This is a genomic window from Endoryza foliicola, from assembly GCF_050589245.1.
GTDB lineage: Bacteria > Bacteroidota > Bacteroidia > Chitinophagales > Chitinophagaceae > Endoryza > Endoryza foliicola.
Genome location: NZ_JBOBEW010000008.1, coordinates 44,864 through 70,049, shown reverse-complemented (window position 1 = coordinate 70,049; position 25,186 = coordinate 44,864). Strand labels below are relative to the sequence as shown.

Sequence of the window (25,186 nt, the reverse complement as noted above, 5' to 3'; positions counted from 1 at the left end):
AAATTGAGTGGTGATCTCTAAAAAGGGTTTAATTTAGTTTTTAAATAATTTACTATGGAACGTCGTCATTTCATGAAACAAGGACTTCTTGCGGGTGGAGCAACTGTAATTGGTTCTTCTTTGAAGGCATCTAATGCACCAGTCGAAGCTGCACCATTTAAATTCAAGCACAACTATGGAATTCATGAAGGAATGTTCCGAAATACTGCCGGCAATAACTTTATTGATCAAATAAAATTTGCCAGTGAACAAGGCTTTAGAAGTATTGAAGACAATGGCATGATGTCGCGTTCGGTTGATGAGCAAAAGAAGATAGGAGAGGCCTTGGCGAAATATGGAATGACCATGGGAGTGTTTGTAATTACTTCCGACAGTTGGCATTGGAAAATGAGTTTAACTACCGGAAAACAAGAATTCATTGATCGGATGGTGAAAGACTGTAACGAAGCTGTAGAAGTTGCCAAAAGAGTAAACGCAACACATATGACGGTTGTGCCGGGCAATTACGATCGTAGTTTGAGTTTTGATATGCAAACGGCAAATGTGATCAAAGCCCTAAGAATAGGCGCTGAAATTCTAGCTAAAAATAATTTGGTGATGGTATTGGAACCGTTAAGTGACAATCCGGATTTGTTTCTCCGCCACTCCGACCAAACTTACATGATTTGCAAAGCTGTGAACAGTCCGGCTTGTAAGATATTATTTGATATGTATCATATGCAACGCAATGAAGGAAACATCATCGCCAATATTACAAAGTGTTGGGATGAAATTGGGTATTTCCAAATTGGTGACAATCCGGGTAGAAACGAACCGGGCACGGGTGAAATGAACTACCGTAATATCTTCAAACATATCTATAATAAGGGATATCGTGGAGTAATGGGGATGGAACACGGAAACGCTGCAGCCGGAAAAGAGGGTGAATTGGCGCTTATTAAAGCGTATCAAGACGCAGATTCATTTTAGAATGAGAACAATTTCCAACGCTTTGTTGTTTTTAATGATATGAAGAGATTATTATTGGTGATCGTTGTATTATCGAGCATTGTGGCTAAGGCGCAGGATGCCAATGCATTGGCTCAAAAAGTAAAAGCCAAATTAGCGAAAGTAAAAGACTATGAAGCGAAGGCTAATATGGTAACAGAAGTAAGTTTCATGAAAGTGCCGCCTTCTGATATCTTGGTGTATTACAAAAATCCGGATAAGTTCAAAATAAAAAAGCAAGATGGGATTGCAGTGACTCCGAAAGGAGGCATGAGTGTAAACCTGAGTGGACTTTTTGCGGGCGATCGCTTTGCCGCAGTGGCTGCAGGTTCTACTACTTTTAATGGTGCCACCGTTACTATTTTGAAATTGATTCCATTAGATGAAAAAACCGATGTGGTGGCTTCTACCTTATATATTAATGAAAAGGAGCTGTTGATTGTGAAAGCCATTACTACTACCAAAGACAATGGCAGTTATGAAATGGAGTTCAGTTATGGAAAGTATTCCGATTGGGGATTGCCCGATAAAGTGGTGTTTATTTTTGACACTAAAGATTACAAGCTTCCTAAGGGGATCGCGTTCGATTATGACCCCGGTATCAAAAAAACCAAACCCGCTCCATCTGAAAATACCAAGGGAAGGGTGACTATTACTTATACCACTTATTCCATAAATAAAGGGATTAAAGATGCGGTCTTTAATTAATAAGTACGTGTTAAATAATGAATAATGGGGGTTCTTTGGAATCCCTTTTTTTGTGGTAAAGTTATTTTTTCTTCCTTATTAGGCTTTGGGCCTTAGGATTCACCGCGGAGAACGCCAAGAGCGCAGAGCTGTCGCATAGATTTTTATTTCACCGCGGCGGCGCAGCGTTCGCTACGGTACTGCAGCGCTGGCAGTTTGTGTGTATTTCCTCCCTTCCCGCAACGGCTTCGCCTGTCCCGTATCGTTCCTCACGGGATAGACTCGACTGCTTTAGATACGCAAAACCAGCCTCCATCCTCCCTCCTGTATTTCGGCTGTTCCATTATTAATTGTTAATTATTCATTCTTAATTAATTCCCCCTGTTCATCTTCCTTTTCTTTCTCAGTACTTCCTCGTTCCTCGTTTCCTCTTCTCCTCGTTCCTATATTTCGGCTGTTCCATTATTAATTATTAATTCCCCCAGGCTGTTCCATTCTTAATTCTTCATTCTTAATTCTCCTTTCCTCTTTACAATCAACCACTTACCCTCTCTACAGGTTTACCAAAAATCGACTAAATGAAACCATTTATCGAAATCAGGGAAAATATTTATGATTATTAAGCGTTAACTTATATTTTGTAGTCAATCCAAGATCCCTGATAAAACAAATATCCTAACCAATGAAAGGCATTTTTACGCTTAAGGCATTAAGAAACAAGTTCTTAGCTGTGGCTATGCTCCTCAGCTTCGTTCAAATTGCACCGATGAGCGCCCAAGCTCAACGGATGAAATACAGTGAAGTAAAAATTTACGCTTCACGTGAAGACATTCGAACGCTCCAACAAGCAGGAATGGAGTTCGACCATTTTTCCTACAATAAAGAAGAAGGAACTATTAATACCACCCTCAGTGAGGCAGACCTTGTTGTTTTAAGACGCTTGCCCTTCAAATTCGTTGTAACGGAGTCGGATGCGGAAGCAGCCTTTCTAAAGAGAAGCAATATCACCGATTTCTATAAAAGTGAAGAGCCCGCAAGTTTTGGCCCTTCAAGAACCAAGCTTTCTTTTTTCGATGCTCCTAGTCAAAACATGAGCTCGAAAATTACTACCCCTACTGCCTTTACTCCGGGTACAATGGGCGGTTATCATACATGGGACGAGATGAGAAAAGAGATCGATAGTATGAAGATGAATTACCCTTCACTGGTACGCTTGGATACAATAGGGTATACCACTCAAGGACGCCCCTTGGTTTCAGTGAAAATTTCAGACAATGTAAATACCGACGAGGCAGAACCTGAAATTTTGTTTACAGGTATGCACCACGCTCGTGAGCCATTGGGTATGGAGAATCTTATTTTTTACATGCAGTATTTGCTTGAAAACTATTCAAGCAATCCTCGCATTAAAGAGCTAGTAGACAGTAGAGAACAATTCTTCATCCCTTGTATGAATCCTGATGGATATGAACGCAACCGAGTAAACTCCCCTTCCGGTGGTGGTTTGCATAGAAAGAACATGGGACCCTATGGTACTACTGCCAATCCTGGTACCGATTTGAACAGAAACTATGGAGTTGACTTCGGTTTAAACAATACTGGCTCTTCCGGTACCAACTCTGCTGATAACTATCGCGGACCTTCTGCTTTTTCGGAAGTAGAAACACAGGTATTAAGAAACTATGCGAGAACGAGAAGATTTACATTAATGATCAATCACCACTCATATGGTGGCTACTGGATCAACTCATATTCATCTCCAACAAGAACCTTAACTGCTGCACAGGCTACTTACGCTGCAACATCGGGTAATCAAATGTGTAAGTACAATTTCTACGAAGTGGGTACACCGCTGCAAACCGTAGGGTATGAAGCAAATGGTTCATCTGACGATTGGTTCTTTATTGGTGATATTCCAAACATTGGTAGCGTACCTTGCTTTAGCCCTGAGATAGGACTAGGTATAACTACATTCTGGCCCGCCTCAAGTACCATCATTCCATTTTGTAAAGAAGCTTTCTTTGGCAACTTGCAAGCTGCCTTGATCGCCGGTTCTTATGCAAAACTAGAAGATAGAACTGCTGTAAACCTAGCATCTTTATCCACTCAAGCACAATTCACTGTTAGAAGATTGGGGAATTTGGATTCTTCAGTAAGAGTAACTGTTTTACCCTTGGTTAACGTACAGTCTGTAGGAAGCCCGGTTACCATCAGTTCTCTACCGAACTATCTCGACACAGTTCAAAGAAGTATCGCAGTAAACATAAAACCATCTATTTCCAATGGAAACATTGTAAAGTGGATTTATAAAATTGAAACAGGTGGAACTACTATTCTTGATACAGTAAGTTATCTCTATAACGCCATTAATGTATTCAGTGATAATATGGATGCGGGTTCATTTACAGGAAAGTGGACTGCCACAGGCACATGGGGTTTTTCAACTACTTCAACATATGCAGGTGCTAGATCCGTAACGGAATCGCCCGCAGGTAACTATGCGAATAGTGCCTCTAGTACGCTTACCTCCGTAACAATTGATTTGTCGAGTTCAACGGCAGCTTATTTGAGTTTCTGGATTCGATACAATGCGGAAAATGGTTACGATCGATTGCGCGTAGCAGCTCGATCCACAGCAACAGGAGGAACTTATGTGAACTTGTCTGGAATTAATACTGTTACAGAGAATGCGCTAAATATGGGAAATCAACCAGGATTTACGGGCCGTCAAGACTATTGGGTACGTGAGCGCATCAATTTATCTCAGCACTTGGGTGCTAGTAACGTACAGATTCAATTCAGTTTCGCATCCAATGCATCTGTTCAAGCCGACGGTTTTTACATCGATGAACTAACGGTTACAAAAAGCACTTTAACTACGCTTCCTGCATATATCAACGGATTCTACGGTAAAGTAACCCAACTGGGGAATGAACTTTCTTGGGATGCAGTTACCGACGCGTCACACGATTATTTTGAATTAGAGCGCTCTGCAGACGGAAGAAACTTTACGGTTCTTTCAAAGATCACAGTAGTAGATACTAGATCATTTGTTGATGCGAACCCGGTGAATGGTACCAATTACTATCGATTGAAACAAGTAGACAAAGGCGGTAATATAGTGTACAGCAATATTGTTCAATTATTAAATGCGAAAGAGAAGAAGATAACTGTTGCTCCAACACTAGCTACTTCCAACATCTTTATCACCATTGAAAACAACGAAGCAGAGAAATTGTCGGTAGAAGTAATCGATTCTTATGGAAGAATGTTGAAGCAACAACTCATCAATTCTACCATTGGTACTCAAAAATTGACGATGGATATCACTTCGCTGCCGGCACAACAATACTTTGTAAAAGTTAGAAATCAAAAGAATGAAGTTTTACTAATCCAACAAATAATAAAACAATAGTTCTATAACCAACCTTTCAATCCTATCTAAAATGAAAACGATCCATTTTCCTAACCTCAAAAAGCTCTTTGCGCTACTGGCGCTAGCTGGGTTCATAGAATCTAGTTCAGCTGCTACCTATACAGTCACAAATACGCTTAGTTCAGGTGCAGGTTCATTGCGTCAAGCAATTACTGATGCGAATGCAAATGCCGGCGCCGATATTATTCGATTCAGTATTGCAACCGGGGGCGGTAATCTTTTTGAAAACGACGGAGCCGGTAACTCATGGGCAACCATTGTGTTGACCTCTGCATTGCCCGTTATTACGGGGCCGGTTTTAATTGATGGGTTCACCCAAACCAATACGAATCTGGGATCTTGGGCCGGACAAACAGTAGGCGTAGACGGTTATTTACAACCGAGTATCAACTATCCGGATGTTTATATCACTCGTACCTATGCCCTTCCTGGCACCAATTCAGGAACCGCCGGAAATGGATTTACGATAAATACTACTGATGTAACAATTCGCGGAATTGCAATTTCCGGTTTTGGAAACACCAATTCAGACGGCTCTCTTGCCTCAGCACACGCTGACATCATGGTGCTTCGTTCTGCAACGGTTCGTACTTCAAATGTTGATATCAATAATTGTTTTATTTCTTGTACTCCAAGAGGTGCTTTGCCGGTAGCCGCAAGACGTACGCTGGGAAATGGATTTCTATGCGGAGGAAATAACTTTGAGGGAAATGTTAGCAATAACTTATTCGCTTACTGTGGTACATATGCAGTGCATTTTAATGGTGCGAATGATATTACAACGGCAGGCCCTTCAGGTGTGAATCTGCCCAATAGAGGTTGGGATGTGATTGCGAATCAAATGATCACCATTGGAACCAATAGTGGTGCAACTACAACAAAAGCCGGTGACGGAATCAATACCATGCATTGTAATCGTTTGATGTTACAATACAACTACATCAACAACGTAGAACAAGTGGGCATCGATATCGGATGGAATGCCGATAGTATTGTTGTTGACAATAATACCATTACCGGAATGCTAATGACTACCGGTGCTCCTCCAAACGTTGGAATCCGTGTAGCGGCCTGTTCGCAATACGATACCGTTCGAAAAAATGTGATTTTCAATAATACCGGCACAAACTTTATTGCCGGCATTTGGACTGATAGGTCAAGTGTGGTTACTACCGGAGTAACGGTTAGACCCAATATCTATAATCATTTTGCTGAAAATAGAATTTATAACAACAGAGGCAGTGGTATTGTCGCCAGTACCAATTCAGGTAGTGGTGCGGTATTGAGTACAGCCACTTTTTCTCAGAATTCAATTTATAACAACACAGGCTTAGGAATTGATTTAAACTTTAATACAACCAGCGGTCCCACCACTGTTTCAGTAAACGACAATGGTGACGGCGACGCAGGCACCAATAACATTCAAAATTTCCCAATCATTGATTCGGTGAAAAAGTATACGGCCAATGACATCATTATTTATGGGAAAGCTCCCGGCGGTGCTACTGTAGAATTCTTTATCTCCGACGGTGGTGTGAATCAATTTGGTTTAACGTTGAACTACGGAGAAGGACAAACCTATATCGGAACTGCTGTAGAAGGTTCAAGCGATGATCTTAAAACCGGTACCGGTTCTTATAATGTTGATGGGAATATTGCAGTTTCAAACGTAAACTTATTCGCTTTTCATTTTAATAACGCTGTGGTAACTACCATCAATCCGGCTACCAATAGACTCACATCTACCGCTACTCTTGCGGGGGCTACATCGGAGTTTGGACCTGTAGTCACAACGCTCAGTGCATTGGGTTGCCAATTGATGAACTTCTCGGCTGCTAAGAGTCAAGAAAAAGTAAACTTGTATTGGGATGCATTCTGCGATCCTAATTTCAAATATTTCGACATTGAAAAAAGTGTTGATGGAAGAAACTTTACTCGAATAGGAACCCTCAGTCAAGTTGTGAGAAATGGAAAAGGGGAATATCAACATGCAGACGCTTATCCTAATTCCGGCGTGAACTATTATCGTTTGCGTATGGTAGATGATAATGGAATAGTGAAGTACAGCTCAATTATTGCTGTGAATTTTGGTGTTTCTCCTAAGGCAAATCAATTGCTCACGAATACCCTTTTCACTTCTAAAATTGATATGATGTATCAATCTGATGTAGAAGAGAAAGTAGCTGTTCAATTGTTCAATGCTGCCGGAGCAGTGGTAAAAAGTGAAGTAGTGATCTTGAAGAAAGGTACCAACTATATGAACCTCGATCACCTCGGCGCACTCAATGCCGGTACCTACCACTTAGTAGTGAAAGGTACTACCGTGAACCTCCACGAGGCCATGGTGAAACAATAATGTCTTATTAACGGTCAATCATAAGAAAACAAAAAGGACTGAGCAATCAGTCCTTTTTTATTTTGAGTATGTTCTTATCTATTTCCCTTCTTTTCATCCTCATCCTTGTATTTCATTATTAATCATTAATTTTTAATTATTAATTAATAATTCACTCCTCCAATTTCTCATCCACTGCATTCGCCAAAATCTGTCTGGTTAATTTTCGCATGGGGTTTCTGCGGTTATCCGCATACCCATTTCGGAAATTGATGATATCGATGCATTGGTAAATGGCCATTAAGAATGAGTTCGAGTCGGCTTTATTCTTGCCTGCAATATCAAAGGCAGTTCCATGATCGGGCGAAGTACGCACTACCGATAAGCCCGCGGTGTAGTTCACGCCATCTCCTGAAGCAAGGCTCTTGAAAGGAATCAATCCTTGATCGTGATACATCGCTAATACACCATCAAACTTTTCATGATAACCTCTTGCAAAGAAGGCATCTGCGCTGTAAGGTCCCATCACAATCATGTTTTGATGTTTCGCATCTTTAACAGCCGGTCTAATAATTGTTTCTTCCTCTTTTCCAATCAAGCCTTCATCTCCGGCGTGTGGGTTCAACCCCAATACCGCAATTTTAGGTTTATCGATGCCGAAGTCTTTGATCAAAGACTGTTGCAACAATTTTAGTTTTGAAGCTATTTTCTCTTTTGTTACTTCTTTCGCTGCATCTTGAACGGGAACATGCTCACTTACTAAAGCTACACGCATGTTTTCAGCCACCATTAACATCAACACATCTTGCGCACCGAAATAGGCTTTTAGAAATGGCGTATGACCCGTATAAGGAAACTCCTCCGATTGCGTATTCTTCTTATGAATAGGAGCGGTTACCATACCTTGTATATGACCGGCTTTCAGGGCTTCCGAGCAAGCTACTAATGATTTTACAGCGTATTGACCACCAATATCAGTCAACTGACCGGGGGTGATCGCAACTTCGTCTTCCCAGCAATTAAAAATGGCAATTTGCTTGGGGTTAACACGAGTAAAGTCTTTTATAATTTGGAAGTTGAAATTAACATCCGGCAGCATTTTTCGGTAGAAATTGATCGCTTTGCTTGATCCAAAGATCACCGGAGTGCAGAGTTCCAAAATTCGGTTGTCGGAGAAGGTCTTTAATATCAATTCGATACCAATGCCGTTGAGGTCTCCAATAGTAATGCCGATAAGGGGTTTGTGAGCGGGCGCCTGCATAGTAGTGTATAACTTAACTACTAAGGTACGATAATTTGCGGGTTTCTGCCTAGCTGCGAGCCAAAAGGAGCAGCATGGCTATAAATAAGGCTATGTTTCGTACCGATTCTATGGATATGGATTTTTTCATATTGGTGTAACGCCGGTTTTTGATGAATTTGGATGCTCCTAAAACAGAATTCTGATCATTTACAGGTTACTACTTAACCATAGGCCGTTCATTGGATGTTCTGCCCGAACAAAACCCTAATTTTGCCTCCAAGAATGAAATACACACTCAAAAAATCACTCGGACAACACTTCCTGAAAGATGAGAACATCTGCCTCGATATTGTAGCGGCACTTAAAAAAATGCCTTTTCAGCAATTGTTGGAAGTTGGACCCGGTGGTGGCGCCCTTACCAAATATTTGATTCAAATACCTGCGATCGATTTTAAATGCGTGGAATTAGATCAAGAAAAGGTTGACTGGTTGAAACATACGTATCCGGTACTAAACGATAAGATCATTCACCAAAGTTTCCTCGATATTGAATGTCCTTTTGAAGGACCGTTTTCAGTAGTTGGAAACTTCCCTTATAACATTTCTTCTCAAATTCTTTTTAAAATTCTCGACTGGTATCCGCAAGTGGAGCAGGTGGTTGGTATGTTTCAGAAAGAAGTGGCACAACGAGTGGTTGCCAAAGAAGGCAGCAAAGTGTACGGCGTACTGAGTGTATTGATGCAAGTGTATTTCGAAACAGAATACTTGTTTGAAGTACATGAGAACAGCTTCAATCCACCTCCGAAAGTGAAGAGTGCCGTTATATTGATGAAGCCAAGAAAAGAGTTAGTGGCGATGAAATCGGAGCGACAATTCAAATTACTGGTGAAAACCGCCTTCAATCAGCGCCGCAAAACCTTGCGCAATGCTGTAAAAGGTTTGTTTGAACCTCAAGAACTCACCGATCCAATATTTGATAAACGTGCAGAACAATTGAGCGTTCAAGATTTTGCGACCCTTTCTTTTAAAATGAGATAGTTCATGAAACCTTCTGTTATTATTACTGCAAAAGTGCACCCCGTACTCATTGAGAAATTAGAGCAGTATGGTTACCAGCCCATTTACTCTCCCACTATTACATACGAAGAGTTGTTGCAACAAATTGGAACGGTGAAAGGCTTGATCGTAACCACTCGATTGAAAATTGATGCGACGGTATTAGCCGCTGCAAACGAATTGAAATGGATCGGTCGATTGGGGAGCGGTATGGAATTGATTGATACCGCCACTGCAGAACAAAAAGGAATTGTGTGTGTGAGCAGTCCGGAAGGCAATCGCAATGCCGTTGCCGAGCAAGCATTGGGAATGCTGTTAAGCATCATGAACAATTTGCCCAAGGCAGCTGCGGAAGTAAAAGAAGGGAAGTGGATCCGCGATGCAAATAGGGGAGTGGAGTTGAGCGGAAGAACAGTTGGCATCATCGGTTTTGGAAATACCGGATCACAGTTTGCAAAACTCTTGCAGCCTTTTGGTGTAACCGTTTTGGCCAACGATAAATACAAGTTCGGATTTGGAAGCGGCTATATTAAAGAAGCTTCTGTAGACCAAATTCAGCGTTATGCCGATGTTATTAGCTTTCATCTTCCCCTAACCGATGAAACAAAGCACATGGCCAATGAAACCTTTTTCGAGCAGTGCAAAATGAAACCCTTTGTGATCAATACCTCGCGAGGAAAAGTGCACGATACTCTTGGAATCATCAATGCCTTAGAAAAAGGATACATTGCAGGTGCAGCACTCGATGTTTTGGAAAATGAAAAATTGGAAACATACACAGAAGAAGAACAGTACCTGTTCAAAAAACTCTTGTCTTTTCCCAATGCATATATCACTCCTCACATTGCCGGATATACGCACGAAGCCTTTCAGCGCATGGCTGAAGTAGTGCTTGAAAAATTAGATAAAATAGGGGTGTTAAGAAAGGCCTAAATTCAGGTTTGTCTGTAACATTTTTCAAGGCGCAATTGCTTCAAGAACAACAACTTGAGGGGCTAACAACTATTAGCTTTTCTTTCACAGACTTCGGTACGTTTTAGGCATTAGTACAACTAAACCTAAGCGTATGATCAGAAATCTACTCCTCTTTTCTTTGTCAATGGTATTACTAACAGGATGTACCAAATTTCTCCAACCTGCCGAGGATCGGTTGGTGGGATCCTGGACCTTGGCTTATGCTGAAAAGCAACGTTTGTTCAATACTACTACTATTTATACCGGATATGAAAACGGGGTATTCTATTTCTATGATAATGGAGAAGCCATCTTCGACGACGGTCAAATTCAAATGCGGGGCAGCTGGCAATTGCGATTGGTAAATGGTGGCTATTATGATGCAAATGGTAACTGGCAGAACGGAACCCACCAGGTTTTTGTGCTCCATTTGGTAAACTTTCAGTACAACCAAGTGCTCCACTGGGAGTTCGATGACAGCTATTTTACCAGCAATAGACGCTTCGTAGCTCGTTATCAATCATATAGTTACGACTATAAATACGTATTTAACAGGTACTAAAATTTGGATTTAAAAAAAAGTCCTACCTTTGAAATATTAATAGCAACGCTTCAGCGAGAACTGAGGCGTTGTTATTTTTTTTGTCAAACCCGATTGCTACGGAATTAAAATTGAATCATTATGAGTGGAATCCTTTATGTAACTAAAGAGACTTTAGAGCAAATGAAAGTCGACCTGATCCGAATGAAATCGGTAGATCGCCCGGCTGCTTCTAAGGCTATTGCGGAAGCGAGAGAAAAAGGAGACTTGAAAGAAAACGCCGAATACGATGCTGCGAAAGAAGCACAAGGTATTCTGGAAGCCAAAATCAAAAAGATGGAAAGCGATATCGCTTCCGCTCGTATTTTGGACGAAGCGAATGTAGATACCAGCAAAGTGTCTATTCTTACCAAAGTGACCGTTACCAATCTCAATACCAAGAAACAATTGACCTATCAGATCGTTTCCGAAAAAGAAGCCGATTTGAAAGCCTCAAAAATTTCTGTGACCTCACCTATTGGAAAAGGACTATTGGGAAAAGTAATTGGTGATGTGGCCGAAGTGCAAGTACCTGCGGGAATTGTGAAGTTTAAGATCGAAAACATTACGGTATAATTAAGTCTTCAGTTTTTATAAAAGGAATGAAGGGTTCTTCATTCCTTTTTTTATTTTTACGGAGCTATTAATAATTACAACATGACCATCTTTTCTAAAATAATTGCCGGAGAAATTCCATCGTATAAAATTGCTGAAAACGATCAATTCTATGCGTTTTTAGACATTTTCCCTTTAGTAAAGGGTCATGTATTGGTAGTACCCAAAGTAGAAACCGATAAATTCTTTGATCTCAATTATAATTTGCTGAGTGGTTTTCTAGTATTTGCTAAGCCCATTGCTCAAGCTATTGAAAAGGCCTTTCCTTGCAACCGTTGTGGCATCAGCGTTGTAGGCTTGGAAGTGCCACACGCACACATGCATTTATTGCCTATCAATTCAGCCGACGACCTCAACTTCACCCGCGAAAAACTAAAACTTAGTAAAGAGGAACTGCTCGAAGTTCAACAGGCAATCCTTAACAATCTATAAATCCTAATGCCTAAAGCCTAACGCCTAATTCCCACTCATAATACTCACCATCGTACCAATTCCCTCTCTCAAATAATCGATCCGTACATTTTCGTTTTCAGCATGTTGATTGTTATCGAAATTCACAACCGGAACCGTGAGCACTTTTGCGCCCAATTTTTGTTCGAATACGATCAAGGGTAAACTACCTCCCGCGGAAGGTTGTAATACAATAGGTTCTTTTGAACTGGCTTGAACAGCTTTAATAACAAATTGTGCTAGCGGAAGATCCATGGGAGTGCGTTGCGCATTGTATCCATCGCCCACGCTTATTTTGATGATCTTTTCGTATTTCAATCGCTCTTCATCACTGGGATCGTGATCTAATATGGTATACCCACGAGAACGAATATGTGCTTTAACTTTTTCCACTTGTCTGTTGAGATCATTACCTAATACCAATCTTAAATCCAGCGCGGCTTCTGCTTTTACAGGAATGATATTAGCAGCCATGGCTCCGGTGTTACCGCTACTGATGCCGTTAATATTCAAAGTTGGCAAGCTTAGCAATTCCAAAAAGGAGGCGCCGTTTCCTTCAGGTTGAACAATGCCCAAGTCTTTTTTCAGAGTGGTTTCAATATCAGGAATGGCAGCGATTGCTTTTTTTTCTGTTTCTGTTAGTGGAACTACATCGTCGTAAAATCCTTTGATGGTAACGCGGTTGTTTTCATCTTTCATTCCTGCCAATAGTTCTACCAACATGCGGGCTGGATTGGGTGCCCAGTTTCCATAGTTGCCACTGTGCAGCGGTCGTTTGGGTCCATAAACAGTAAGAGCCATATTCACATCGCCACGTACACCAAATACGACCATTTTACTACCCGAAACATGGCGCGGTCCGTCGGAGATCACCCATAAATCGGCGTTCAAAAGCGATTTATTTCGTTCGAAAATTTCTCCTATATGTGTAGATCCCATTTCTTCTTCTCCTTCGAAAAAGAAGACAATGTTTTGGGTGAGTTTCGCTTTTTGCTCTTTCAATGCGGCATAGGCATGGAGGATGGTCATTACTCCGGCTTTATCGTCGGCACTGCCTCTACCGCTGATTCTCCAATTTTCTGGAACGCGGGTGGCAGTATCGGGCAGTTGAATGATTTTACCTCCGCGCTCATAAGGGGCTGTAATGAATACGGGTGTGAAGGGGTCGAGTCCGGTACCCCATTGTTTGGGATTTACAGGTTGTCCATCGTAGTGAGCATAGAAAGCGATGGTGCGTGTAGCACCCGGTACTGTTACTTTTCCATAAACAGCGGGTGTAACTCCGGGAGTGATGCCTTCCAATAGTTTTGTTTCGATGCCCAATTCTTTCATCCATTGTTGAATGAAAGCGGCATTCTTGCGGATGTTGGGCGTGTCGCGGGTTACATTCGGTATCGATAAAAAGGTTTTGTAGTGGTCGATGATTGATTTCTGATGGGCATTCCAATAAGTGTCGGCGATGGTGTTTTGGGCTATTACTTGCCCTGCAAACAGTACTACTAAAACGGAAAGAATGTATTTCATTCGAAGTTTATTTTCGTGTGGATTATTTCACCGCAGAGATCGCAGCTTGCGCAAAGGAGTAGCAAAGTTCTTTCTTCTTCATTGGTATTCTCCTCGTTTCCCGGATCTCATTCCCAAATTCACCAATTCCCCCTGTTCCTGCCCCTCCTCCTTCTTCATACTTCCTCCCTTCCCGCAACGGCTTCGCCTGCGGGACTAAAATTTACTCCGCTTCGCTTCGTAAATTTCAGCCTGCTCCCGGCTGTTTAATTATTAATTATTAATTAATAATTATCCTCTCACTTTCCCCGGATTCTCCTTCACAAACTCTTCCCAACTGCTTTTCTTTTTCGTTGCTTTTTTCTTGACCGTAGTTTTTTCGGTTTTGGGTAATTTGAATTGAAAATGATGGCAAACCGCTACTGCCAGCGCATCCGAAGCATCAAGGTAAGCTATTTTAGAACTGGTAATGGAAAGCACTTGTTGCAGCATTTTCCAAACCTGGTCTTTATCGGCATTTCCGTTTCCGGTAACCGCCATTTTTACTTTTTTGGGAGAATACTCGGTTACCGGCAGCCCTTTGCTCATGGCAACCGCAATGGCAACTCCTTGAGCCCTACCCAATTTTAGCATGCTTTGTACGTTCTTACCAAAGAAGGGAGCTTCGATGGCCACTTCATGAGGGCGGTGTTCTTGGATCAATTCCTGAATACAGTGGTGGATCGATTGAAGCCTTTCGTAATGATCTTTTTTAGCACTCAATTTAAGGACGTCCATTTTCAAAAGGCGGGCTTTTGAACCGGAAGCTTCAATAAGGGCATAACCCATAACCAGGGTTCCTGGGTCGATTCCGAGAATTATTTTGGGAAGGGATGGCACCTTGGTTTTGAATTCAGTTAATTTTGAAAATCAATTGTTTACCGTAAACAAAAATATCAAAATATTTCTCAATTATGTGGTTGGCCCAGCGGTCTTCTGCATTCTGAGCTATTCTATTTATCAACAAATTCAACGGCAACCACAATGGGAAGAATCGCTCCAACATATTTGGGATGTGGTTAGTTGGGCTAAATTAAAATGGGGACTACTCACAGGAGTCTTATTGCTGTTGAATTGGGGAATAGAGGCCAAAAAATGGCAGATCGTGATCAATCGTATCCAACCCCTTAGCTGGTATACTTCCTTTAAGGCCATTTGCGTGGGTACAACCTTTGCCTTCTTCACACCCAATAGAATGGGAGAGTACGTAGGAAGGGTACTTTATATTAACGAAGGACAGCGGGTGAAAGCCATCTCCCTTACCTTGGTTTGTAGCATGGCTCAATTAATGGTGACCTTGGTATTCGGACTTGTAGGCATTTTTATCGTAAAACCCGTTGTTGAAATTCAAGTGGGGCATCAAACCGCCATGCTCCTTCAATTATTGGCTTATATAACGGCAGGTGCTTTATTGATCATGAGCGTACTTTTCTTCCGATTGTCTCGTCTGATATATTGGGTGCAGAAGCTTCCCATGAAAGCCGTAATCAAAGAACAGATTGCGGTGTTAGATCATTTCGAAACCAACACTTTGTTGAGAATTTTGTTATGGTCCATGGTCCGCTTTCTGGTATTCATGGCTCAATACTTTGTTTGCTTTAAAGTATTTAATGTTTCTTTAAATGTCGTGGACTTGTTTGGTGCCATAAGCGTTGTATTTTTGATCTTAGCCATTGTTCCTTCTATCGCCTTTTTATCAGAATTAGGGATTCGGTGGAAGACAAATATTGAGGTGTTGCAATTGTTTAGCACGAATTTGGTAGGAATTATGGCGAGTTCTTTAGCAGTATGGATCATCAATCTGGTAATACCTGCTTTGATGGGAAGTTTATTGCTCTTGAATATTCGTAGATTTAAGTACCGACAACAGAAGAGACGGAAAGCTCAACAACTATAATGCTATTCTAATTACATGAAATCGATATACGCACTTTTTTTTATAACCTTATCTGTATTGGCTTCTCCTTTAAAAGCAGGAGAAGGGTTTTGTGGGATGAGGAATACTGCTTTTCAAAACAGTGAGCAAATTACGTTCAAAGTAATGTATGCGGTAGTAGGCGCTCATTTTGGCGCCGGAGAAGTAACCTTCAGTACCAACCTCGAAATGCTAAACAACAAGCCGGTCTATCATTTTACAGGTGAGGGCAATACCTATCCCTTTTACGATAAAGTATTTAAGGTTCGTGATAAATATGAAAGTTTTATTGATACCGCAACGCTTCAGCCAATCAAGTTTATCCGAAATGTGTACGAAGGTGGCTATAAAAAATACGAGAACGTTTCCTTCAATAAAGTAACCAATACGGCTATTACCAATCAAGGTGTTTATAAACTACCCGATTGCATCCAAGATGTTTTGAGCGCCATCTACTATGCTCGCAATATCAACTTCAATGGCCTAAAACCCGACGATAAAATTCCCTTTTCTATCTTTCTCGACAATGAAGTGTACAATATGTACATCCGTTATTTAGGTAAGGAAACCATTAAAACCAAATACGGCAAATTCAAAGCAATCAAATTCAAACCCCTCTTAATTAAAGGAACTTTGTTTGAAGGCGGTGAGAAAATGACCGTGTGGGTAAGCGATGATGCGAACCATATTCCGGTTCGTGTAGAAAGCCCTATTACCGTTGGAACCGTAAAAGTGGATATGATTAGCTATAAGAATTTAAGGTATCCGTTGAGCTCGCTCGTAAGTTTGAGATGAGGAATATAGGAAACGAGGAAGCGAGGAAATACAAAGAAGGAAGAGGGGCAGGAACAGGGGGAATACAGGAACGAGGATGAGAGATGAGAGGAAACGAGGAAATACAGGGTTGAAGATATCTATGAATAGAAGGGATGATTGTAGCTAAGGTACGCCGTCGATTTATCGCGGCGGACTTAAATAAAAGGGTATTTGTAGCAACGCGATTCATCGCGTTGAAAGATGGAAGCGAGGAACGAGGAAATACGGAGAAAGAACAGGGGGAATACAGGAACGAGGATGAGAGGAAACGAGGATGAGAGGAAACGAGGAAATACAGCGTTGAAGATATTAATGAATAGAAGGTATGATTGTCGCTAAGGTACGCCGTCGATTTATCGCGGCGGACGCAAATAAAGGGTATTTGTAGCAACGCGATTTATCGCGTTGAAAGATGGAACGAGGAAAAACAGGAAGCGAGGAGGCGGGGAAATACAGAGAAGGAAGAGGGGCATGAACAGGGGGAATACAGGAACGAGGATGAGAGGAAAGGAAAACCGCTGCGATCGCTGCGCCGCTGCGGTGAAAAAAAACTTCGCGGCTCCTGAGCTTGTCGAAGGACTTTGTGATGAATATATTAAAGCTCCTCCAATTTATAAATCGCCTTCGCTCTTACCCCTTTCTCGGTTTGTTGCAAACTACACACTTCATTCACCGGATCATGCTCGAAGAACAATAGATAATCGTTTTCAACCGCTTCTTTCAAAAACATTTTTTTCTCATTAAGAGTAGTCAGCGGGAACATATCATATGCCATCACATACGGAATAGGCAAATGCGCAACCGCCGGCAAAAGATCTGCCATGTAAACAATAGTGCGGTCTTTGAACTTGATTTGCGGTAACATCATTTGATCGGTATGACCCGAAACAAATCGAATGGAGATTGTATCCGTAAACTTCACTTCGGGCAAACGGCCGGGCAATCCTTCTCCGGGTAGCTCAATAAAATTCAACTTTCCACTTTCTTGAATAGGCAAAATATTCTCTTTCAAAAAAGAAGCTTTTTCGCGGTCATTAGGAATAGTGGCCCATTGCCAATGAGCCGCGTTGCTCCAATAGCGGGCATTCTTAAAAGCAGGAACCAATTGGTCTCCTACTTTCTCTATTGCTCCTCCACAATGATCGAAATGCAAATGGGTGAGTAAAACATCGGTGATATCATCTTTAGAGAAACCGTGTGCGGCCAATGATCCCTCTAAGCTGTCATTGCCATGCATATAGTAGTGACCAAAGAATTTGGCATCTTGCTTATTACCCATGCCTGTGTCAATCAAGATTCTTCGATCTCCTTCTTGAATTAACAAGCAACGCAATGCCCAGGAACACATATTGTTTTCATCGGCAGGATTCAATTTGTTCCAAATGCTTTTAGGTACCACTCCGAACATGGCACCACCGTCTAACTTAAAATGTCCGGCATTGATGGAATAGAGTTTCATGCAGCAAGCTTTTTCTTTTCTTTCATTTGTGTAAGCAACAATCCAATAAATCCAAGCACGAAGAAAACAATGAGTGCAAGGATGGAATTTCTCATGTTATTAGTAAGACCTTCTATAAATCCAAAACTAAACAATCCAATTACAATAGCCAGTTTTTCCGTTACATCATAAAAACTGAAAAAAGAGGCCGTGTCTTTTGTTTCGGGCATCAACTTAGAATAGGTAGAACGACTCATACTTTGAATGCCCCCCATTACCAATCCTACCATTGCCGCCAGAAAATAAAAATGAAATTCTGTTTGTATAAAATATCCGACGATACAAACGGCGATCCATAATAACACAGTAAAGAGCAACACTTTGATATTTCCGAATTTTTCTGATAAGCGCGACATCACCAAGGCCCCCGCAATCGCCACTAATTGAATCACAACAGCGGTAATGATCAATCGATCATTCGGAAGTTTCAATTCTTTGATTCCAAAATCAATGGCTACTAACATCACAGTCTGCACACCCATAGAATAGAAAAAGAAGGAGAACAGATAGCGCTTTAAAACGGGCATATGGATCAATTGGTCCCATACCAATTTCAATTCATGGAATCCATTGGTCAAAGCATTTTTCTTGGTGGCTCTCTCAGCAGCGGTGCCCATAGGCAGCCTGTTGAACGAAATTTGAGCAAAGCCAATCCACCAAAGACCAACCAACAAGAAGGTGAGTTTCAAAGCTTGCTGTGTTTTTACAGGATCGTCGCCGGCGTTCATTACCAAGGCAAACCCGATCATTTGCATAATCACACTTCCAATATAACCATATGAATACCCTTTGGCGCTCACGCGATCTCTGTCGGCTTCATCCGTGATATCCGGTAAGTAGGAATTGTAAAATACTTGCGAACCATAGAAGCCAATACCTGCGAACATAAAGCATACCAATCCAAACGATACGGTATCGGTGTCAAAGAAATACAAGAGCGAACAACTCAATGCACCCATGTAACAAAAGAAGCGCATGAAATTCTTCTTATTGCCTTTATAATCGGCAATTGACGACAGAATGGGAGAGAAGAAGGCGATCAACAAAAATCCAAATGCAAGAACATAATCTTTGATTTCTGTATTTACATAGGTTCTTCCCAGAAACTCAACACCGTCTTTGAATTTTTCATTCTCAGGTTTGGTGATCGCAGCATAATAGGCCGGGAAAAAGGTTGTGGTAATTACTAAATTGTAAACTGAGTTGGCCCAATCGTACATGGCCCAACCATTGATTACTTTTTTTGAAGCAGTAGCCATTAATCAAAACGGTTTAGGTGAGGGAACTTAAACAGTACTAAATGTAAGAAATATCGGGCTATTAGAATTGCCCACTCTTCCATAACCAAACAAGTAAAAGAATACCGGCGATAATGCGGTACCATCCGAATATTTTAAAGCCGTGTTTTTGGAGAAACCCGATGAAGAATTTGATAGCAATCAAAGCCACTACAAAAGCTACCACGTTGCCTACAGCAAACAACTTTAAATTATCGGAGTTGCCGAGAAGAATTTTGTATCCTTTAGTTGCTGCGCCGTCTTGCGGCCAGTCTTTCAAAAACAAAGAATACAACGTAGCAGCTGCCATGGTAGGCACCGCTAAGAAAAAGGAGAATTCTGCCGCTAGTTTTCGGGTTAATTTCTGGCTCATTCCACCAATAATGGTAGCAGCACTTCTAGAGATACCCGGCAAAGCAACCGCCAATACTTGGAAGCAACCTATGATGATCGCTTTCACATAACTGATCTTTCCTTCTTCTTCAATTGTATTTTTTGTGAACAGCTTATCGATGAATAGCAATACAATACCTCCGGCAATAAACATGGAGGCAATGAATACCGGACTGCCCAGTTTCTCATCAATGATGTCATCGAATAGCTTTCCGAAGATGAGTGCAGGGATTACAGCCAGCAAAAGTTTAGCGTAGAAAGTCCAACTCTTGAAGTCAAGGAATTTTCTCCAATACAGTACCACCACTGCTAGGATGGCTCCAAATTGGATGGAAACTTCAAACAATTTGGTAAACGATTCTTTTTCTATTCCAAAAGCCGTGCTGGTCATTACCATATGTCCGGTACTGGAAATAGGAAGAAACTCTGTTAAGCCTTCTACAATGGCTATAACAATCGCTTGAATAAGAGTCATGGAGTGACTAAGCTTTAGATTTGCGGAAGATGGCAAATACTTCAATGCCTAATCCTAACAGGATTACGATTGGTGCCAAAGTGATTCTGCGGAAACTATACACTTCTTCGCGTTGGAATACATTTACGTTTTCACTCTTTCCACCTGTCATCATCAAATAACCAATGGCAATTACAACTGCACCAATGGCCATCCATTTGTAGTTCTCTTTTGTGAAAAGGGCTGGGGCGTTTTTCGTTTCGCTCATAAACTAAAGGTTATTAGGCTTGCAATATAGGTAAATGACCCGGAAATTAATACAGGTCGTCGAGTTTCATTTTCAAGTACTTAATGATGGAACGGTGGGTACTTACCAAGGTAATTGAGATACCAATCAATAAGATCACAGAGCAAAGCAACAACATCGTATTGCCGTTTCTCAACCCCTTCATTTCAGGCACCCAATTCTCAATAGAAAAAATCACAATTACCATTGCCACAATGGCCAGTGTACCTGAGATCGCGCCGTTGATAATGGCCCTGATATTCATGGGTTTAGCTATGAACCAACGGGTGGCTCCCACCATCTGCATGGTCTTAATAAGGAAGCGGTTGCTGAACATCGCCAAACGAATGGTATTATCTATCAAAACCACGGTCAATGCCAATAAAACAAGGGCTATGATGCCTAGTCCAACTGTCACCTTTCTCAACAAACTGAATTTGGCTACCACTTCTTTGGGGAATTTTACATCGTTTACAAACGCAAACTTTCCGAGCTCGGCCTTGAAAGAAGCCATGTGGGCCGAATCGGCAAAATCGCTCTTGAAATTCACGTCTACCGATCTGGGTAACATCATATTATCGATGAATACGTTGAAATCTTCGTTTCCTTGACTCAACCATTCTTTCTTGGCCTCATCCTTATCAATGTATTTATAACTCTTTACAAAAGGGTGATTTTGAACGAATACCACCAAACTGTCTTTATCCTTTTCGGTAGTGGTTTGATTGATAAACACGTTCATGGTAGCGCTTTCTCTGAGCACCTGTTCCAAATTGCGCGAATTGAGTACTACCCATCCCAATACCCCTACAATGAAGAGTACCAGCGTAACCCCCAGGATGGACATGAAATAGGAAGGTTTGGATCTTTTGGCGGAAAGTTTTCCGGATGGAGCCATGAATACCGATTTTAATGGATTAATAAAGGTCGATGCAAGCAAAAATAGCATATTTCAGGCGGTAAATTGTATTTTTGCTGCCCTTCTAACGGGCAAAAAAACGAGACTATTGCCAAGATTCAATCAATCAAGGCTTTTTTAAGGGATCTTTCACATCTCGTTCGCTTTTAGGAGGTTAACACAAGCAATCGTTCAAATTTTTTTAACACAGGCATGGAATACCAATTTAGAGAGCTGGAGAAGAAATGGCAAGACCATTGGAAGAAAAATAAAACCTATCAAGTACCCAATGTTTCGGACAAGCCGAAGTTTTATGTGCTCGATATGTTCCCTTACCCAAGCGGAGCCGGTTTGCACGTAGGGCACCCCCTCGGCTACATCGCTTCCGATATCTTCAGTCGCTATAAAAGATTGAAAGGCTTCAATGTATTACACCCCATGGGTTACGATGCATTTGGATTGCCCGCAGAGCAATACGCCATTGAGCACGGCGTACACCCCGCTGTTTCAACCGCTCAAAACATCGACAATTTTAGAAAGCAGTTAGACAATATTGGTTTCTGCTACGATTGGGAACGCGAAGTGAGAACCTGTGAACCCGGTTATTATAAATGGACACAATGGATTTTCCTTCAACTCTTCAACAGCTTCTTTGATCGCGATCAACAGAAAGCCAGTTCAATCAACAACTTGATCGCTTCTTTTGAAAAGAACGGTACGGAAGTTGTTGGAACCCGCGCCGGTGTGGAAGCATTTACCGCTGAAGAATGGAAAGCCAAATCACACAAAGAACAACAAGAGGTATTGATGAACTATCGATTGGCCTTTTGTGGATATGGTGAAGTGAATTGGTGCGAAGCATTGGGAACCGTACTTGCCAACGATGAAGTAGTGAACGGTGTAAGTGAGCGCGGCGGACACCCCGTTGTGAAGAAAAAACTTAGACAATGGTACCTCCGCATTACAGAATATGCTGATCGCTTGTTGAAAGGACTCGATGAAATTGAATTCAGCGAAGCAATGAAAGAAATGCAAACCAACTGGATCGGAAAATCCTATGGTGCTGAAATTGATTTCAATATTCAAAGCGAAAAAGCAACAGATCGCAAACTGCGTGTTTACACTACACGTCCTGATACTATTTTTGGTGTCGACTTCATGGTAATTGCGCCTGAACTCGATTACATTGATTCCATCACTTCTACCGAACAAGCAGCGGCTGTAGCTGATTACTTAGCATTTGTGAAGAGCAGAAGTGAGCGGGAACGCATGGCAGAAAAGAAAATCAGCGGTGTGTTTACAGGCGCTTATGCCATCAATCCTTTCAACGGGAAACAAATTCCTATTTGGATCAGTGAATATGTGTTAGCAGGATACGGAACTGGTGCCATCATGGCTGTTCCTTGCGGCGATGAGCGTGATTTCAAATTTGCAAAGCATTTCAATATTCCCATTACCAATATCATTGGCGATGCCTTCAATGGCGAAGAAGCCAACCCTACCAAGGATGCAAAATTGGAAAACAGCGACTTCCTAACAGGTATGGTAATGCGCGATGCAATTGATGTGGCAGTTAAGAAAATAGAAGACTTGGGTATCGGAACCCGCAAAGTGAATTTCAAAATGCGCGACGCGGCTTTCAGTCGCCAGCGCTATTGGGGTGAACCTTTCCCTATTACTTGGAAAGACGGCGTTGCTGCTCCGTTAACAGAGGCTGAATTGCCATTGTTATTGCCCGAAGTAGAATCGTATAGTCCGGGTCCTGAGGGTGAAGGTCCCTTGGCCAATATTCCTGAATGGGTAAGTCGCGAATTGGAAACTAATACCATGCCCGGTTATGCCGGAAGTAGCTGGTACTTCCTTCGCTACATGGATCCTCATAACAACGAAGCATTTTGCGATCGCAAAGTGAGTGATTATTGGGGGCAGGTTGATTTATACATCGGTGGTACAGAACATGCCGTTGGGCATTTGTTGTACAGTCGTATGTGGACCAAAGCCTTGTACGATCTCGGTCATATTGGTTTCGACGAACCGTTTAGAAAGTTGGTGAACCAAGGGATGATTCAAGGAAGCAGCCGTTTTGTATACAGAATCCAAAACACCAATAAGTTTGTTTCGAAGGGATTGAAAGATCAGTATGAAACGAACGCTTTGCATGTTGATGTTAACATTGTTGACGGATTAGAACTCGATACAGAAGCTTTCAAAAAGTGGAAGAGTGATTATGCTGATGCTGAATTCATTCTGGAAGACGGAAAATACATTTGCGGTGCCGAGGTAGAGAAAATGAGTAAGAGCAAGTACAACACTGTGAATCCGGATATGTTGGTTGACAAATACGGTGCCGACACTTTCCGTATGTACGAAATGTTTTTAGGTCCGGTGGAAATCAGCAAACCATGGGATACCAAGGGTATTGAAGGGGTGCACCGTTTCTTGAAAAAGTTCTGGCGTTTGTTCTACGACGAACTAAAAGGAAAGATGTGGAACGAAGAAACTCCAACTGCGGAAGAATTGAAAGTGTTGCACAAAGCCATCAAGAAAATTGAAGAAGATACAGAGCGTTTCAGTTTCAATACAGCCGTAAGTGCCTTCATGATTTGTGTGAATGAGTTGGCCGATTTGAAATGTCATAAGAAAGCAGTGTTAGAACAGTTAATTGTACTGATGACCCCTTACGCACCACATATTTCCGAAGAATTGTGGAGTTTGATTGGAAATCAAGGTTCCGTATTGGATGCGAGCTATCCTAAATATGAAGAAAAGTACACAATTGAATCAAGCAAAGAATATCCTATTTCGGTAAATGGTAAAATGAGAACAACACTCAACTTACCCGTTGATATAAGCGCAGCCGAAGTAGAGAAAATAGTGTTGGCGAATGAAGTGGTATTGAAATGGACGGAAGGAAAGCCGCCCAAGAAAATAATCTTTGTTCCCGGTAAAATGGTAAACGTGGTGATTTAATCACCACGTTTTTTTTGTACCTTATCTGAAATTTTAGCGATGAAAGCGATCTTATTTCTTGTGTTACTCAACCTTTCCTTTTTTGGCGCATCGGCTCAAGATGAAGTTGAATACAAGGAGCCTAGTAAAGAGAGCTCTGCCTATCATGACTATCGGACCTTTGAAACCATTCCAACTTGGGGATTGGAAAAAATACGTCAGTTAATAAAAACGATCAAGCCTTCCGAAGAAGATGCTGATTTCTATCAAGCAGCGCTCACACCAAAACAATTCAATGGATTGAAATTGAGAGAGAAGTTCACTTATGTGATGATTTATGGCGAAAGCTTTAGTCAGATTTGTGATGCTTTCCCTCCAATTCAAGATGAACATAAAAAAATCATGGGGTATTTGCCCGATCAGCTTTCGGAGCAAAATTGGAGTGATAAACAGCGCCAGTTTCTGATGGCCAACCGCGATTCAGTGATGAGTTACGTAAAGATATTGACACTCCCCAAGCATCGAATGGGACTTAATTTAAAGAAAGCTTTGTTAGAAGTAAACGCCGGTGAAATGATTCCTTTTATCATTCAAGAGTACAAAGCCAATCCCAAAGACCGCGATTTGCTTACGGTATTGAATTTGCTCATGCTCAACAATAAATATCCGGCTTTCATGACTTCGTTGAGCTATAAGAAAATGTATGCAAAAGAGTATGACTACACTTCTTGGATTGAATTCAATAAAGCCAACGAAGAATTGATTTTGAAACGTGCAACTGACTTTTATAATGAGCGGTTTAAGAAATAAGAGGC

Annotated in this window: 21 protein-coding genes; 13 read left to right on the top strand and 8 right to left on the bottom strand. The window is 41.4% G+C overall.

The window, feature by feature from the left end; genetic code table 11:
- Window positions 1–54 precede the first annotated feature (54 nt).
- The 4 genes from ACQ2HE_RS17080 to ACQ2HE_RS17065 all read left to right on the top strand — a co-directional run bounded on the left by ACQ2HE_RS17080 (window position 55) and on the right by ACQ2HE_RS17065 (window position 7,466).
- Window positions 55–969, top strand: a complete 915-nt coding sequence (locus ACQ2HE_RS17080; protein WP_430901309.1) for a hydroxypyruvate isomerase family protein — start codon at window positions 55–57, stop codon at window positions 967–969.
- A gap of 39 nt (window positions 970–1,008) precedes the next feature.
- Window positions 1,009–1,695: a hypothetical protein gene (locus tag ACQ2HE_RS17075; RefSeq protein WP_430901307.1), complete on the top strand. Its 687-nt coding sequence runs from the start codon at window positions 1,009–1,011 to the stop codon at window positions 1,693–1,695.
- 661 nt (window positions 1,696–2,356) lie between these two features.
- Window positions 2,357–5,089, top strand: coding sequence for a M14 family zinc carboxypeptidase (locus ACQ2HE_RS17070; protein ID WP_430901305.1), 2,733 nt, complete (start codon window positions 2,357–2,359; stop codon window positions 5,087–5,089).
- Window positions 5,090–5,120: 31 nt separating this feature from the next.
- Window positions 5,121–7,466, top strand: a complete 2,346-nt coding sequence (locus ACQ2HE_RS17065; RefSeq protein ID WP_430901304.1) for an autotransporter outer membrane beta-barrel domain-containing protein — start codon at window positions 5,121–5,123, stop codon at window positions 7,464–7,466.
- A gap of 151 nt (window positions 7,467–7,617) precedes the next feature.
- On the opposite strand, the gene pdxA is transcribed toward ACQ2HE_RS17065, so the two are convergent.
- Complete coding sequence (pdxA, locus tag ACQ2HE_RS17060; RefSeq protein ID WP_430901302.1) at window positions 7,618–8,706, bottom strand: 4-hydroxythreonine-4-phosphate dehydrogenase PdxA; 1,089 nt, start codon at window positions 8,704–8,706, stop codon at window positions 7,618–7,620.
- 264 nt (window positions 8,707–8,970) lie between these two features.
- On the opposite strand from pdxA, the gene rsmA reads away from it, so the two are divergent.
- The 5 genes from rsmA to ACQ2HE_RS17035 all read left to right on the top strand — a co-directional run bounded on the left by rsmA (window position 8,971) and on the right by ACQ2HE_RS17035 (window position 12,325).
- Window positions 8,971–9,726 carry a 16S rRNA (adenine(1518)-N(6)/adenine(1519)-N(6))-dimethyltransferase RsmA gene (gene rsmA / locus ACQ2HE_RS17055; RefSeq protein WP_430901300.1) on the top strand — a complete coding sequence of 252 codons (756 nt, stop codon included), beginning with the start codon at window positions 8,971–8,973 and terminating at the stop codon, window positions 9,724–9,726.
- Between the two features lie 3 nt (window positions 9,727–9,729).
- Entirely contained in the window at window positions 9,730–10,677 is a 948-nt protein-coding gene (locus ACQ2HE_RS17050; RefSeq protein ID WP_430901298.1) for an NAD(P)-dependent oxidoreductase, read from the top strand.
- Window positions 10,678–10,810: 133 nt separating this feature from the next.
- A complete protein-coding gene (locus ACQ2HE_RS17045) occupies window positions 10,811–11,260 on the top strand; it encodes a hypothetical protein (RefSeq protein ID WP_430901296.1) in 450 nt (149 codons plus the stop codon).
- A gap of 120 nt (window positions 11,261–11,380) precedes the next feature.
- On the top strand, window positions 11,381–11,854 hold the full coding sequence (gene greA, locus ACQ2HE_RS17040) for a transcription elongation factor GreA (RefSeq protein ID WP_430901294.1): 474 nt from the start codon (window positions 11,381–11,383) through the stop codon (window positions 11,852–11,854).
- A gap of 81 nt (window positions 11,855–11,935) precedes the next feature.
- A complete protein-coding gene (locus ACQ2HE_RS17035; protein WP_430901292.1) occupies window positions 11,936–12,325 on the top strand; it encodes an HIT family protein in 390 nt (129 codons plus the stop codon).
- Window positions 12,326–12,349: 24 nt separating this feature from the next.
- Here the strand turns inward: ACQ2HE_RS17035 and ACQ2HE_RS17030 are convergent, their stop codons facing one another.
- Both ACQ2HE_RS17030 and ruvC read right to left on the bottom strand, forming a co-directional pair.
- Window positions 12,350–13,867 (bottom strand): M20/M25/M40 family metallo-hydrolase, encoded by a 1,518-nt coding sequence (locus ACQ2HE_RS17030; protein ID WP_430901290.1) that lies wholly within the window; start codon window positions 13,865–13,867, stop codon window positions 12,350–12,352.
- Between the two features lie 270 nt (window positions 13,868–14,137).
- Window positions 14,138–14,725: a crossover junction endodeoxyribonuclease RuvC gene (gene ruvC / locus ACQ2HE_RS17025; protein WP_430901288.1), complete on the bottom strand. Its 588-nt coding sequence runs from the start codon at window positions 14,723–14,725 to the stop codon at window positions 14,138–14,140.
- 7 nt (window positions 14,726–14,732) lie between these two features.
- Here ruvC and ACQ2HE_RS17020 point away from each other — a divergent pair, with 7 nt between their 5' ends.
- Window positions 14,733–15,782: a lysylphosphatidylglycerol synthase transmembrane domain-containing protein gene (locus ACQ2HE_RS17020; RefSeq protein ID WP_430902479.1), complete on the top strand. Its 1,050-nt coding sequence runs from the start codon at window positions 14,733–14,735 to the stop codon at window positions 15,780–15,782.
- Between the two features lie 15 nt (window positions 15,783–15,797).
- Window positions 15,798–16,595 carry a DUF3108 domain-containing protein gene (locus tag ACQ2HE_RS17015; RefSeq protein WP_430901284.1) on the top strand — a complete coding sequence of 266 codons (798 nt, stop codon included), beginning with the start codon at window positions 15,798–15,800 and terminating at the stop codon, window positions 16,593–16,595.
- Between the two features lie 616 nt (window positions 16,596–17,211).
- Here the strand turns inward: ACQ2HE_RS17015 and ACQ2HE_RS17010 are convergent.
- The 5 genes from ACQ2HE_RS17010 to ACQ2HE_RS16990 form a co-directional block, all read right to left on the bottom strand.
- Window positions 17,212–18,075 carry an MBL fold metallo-hydrolase gene (locus tag ACQ2HE_RS17010; RefSeq protein WP_430901282.1) on the bottom strand — a complete coding sequence of 288 codons (864 nt, stop codon included), beginning with the start codon at window positions 18,073–18,075 and terminating at the stop codon, window positions 17,212–17,214.
- Window positions 18,072–19,373, bottom strand: a complete 1,302-nt coding sequence (locus ACQ2HE_RS17005) for an MFS transporter (RefSeq protein ID WP_430901280.1) — start codon at window positions 19,371–19,373, stop codon at window positions 18,072–18,074. Before ACQ2HE_RS17005 ends, ACQ2HE_RS17010 begins: the two co-directional genes overlap by 4 nt.
- Window positions 19,374–19,434: 61 nt before the next feature.
- Window positions 19,435–20,259, bottom strand: a complete 825-nt coding sequence (locus tag ACQ2HE_RS17000; RefSeq protein WP_430901278.1) for an undecaprenyl-diphosphate phosphatase — start codon at window positions 20,257–20,259, stop codon at window positions 19,435–19,437.
- Window positions 20,260–20,266: 7 nt separating this feature from the next.
- Window positions 20,267–20,506 (bottom strand): DUF3098 domain-containing protein, encoded by a 240-nt coding sequence (locus ACQ2HE_RS16995; RefSeq protein WP_430901276.1) that lies wholly within the window; start codon window positions 20,504–20,506, stop codon window positions 20,267–20,269.
- Window positions 20,507–20,552: 46 nt separating this feature from the next.
- Window positions 20,553–21,473, bottom strand: a complete 921-nt coding sequence (locus ACQ2HE_RS16990; RefSeq protein ID WP_430902478.1) for a cell division protein FtsX — start codon at window positions 21,471–21,473, stop codon at window positions 20,553–20,555.
- Window positions 21,474–21,635: 162 nt separating this feature from the next.
- On the opposite strand from ACQ2HE_RS16990, the gene leuS reads away from it, so the two are divergent.
- Both leuS and ACQ2HE_RS16980 read left to right on the top strand, forming a co-directional pair.
- Window positions 21,636–24,392: a leucine--tRNA ligase gene (leuS, locus tag ACQ2HE_RS16985; RefSeq protein ID WP_430901272.1), complete on the top strand. Its 2,757-nt coding sequence runs from the start codon at window positions 21,636–21,638 to the stop codon at window positions 24,390–24,392.
- A gap of 39 nt (window positions 24,393–24,431) precedes the next feature.
- Window positions 24,432–25,181 (top strand): hypothetical protein, encoded by a 750-nt coding sequence (locus ACQ2HE_RS16980; RefSeq protein ID WP_430901270.1) that lies wholly within the window; start codon window positions 24,432–24,434, stop codon window positions 25,179–25,181.
- Window positions 25,182–25,186: the final 5 nt, after the last annotated feature.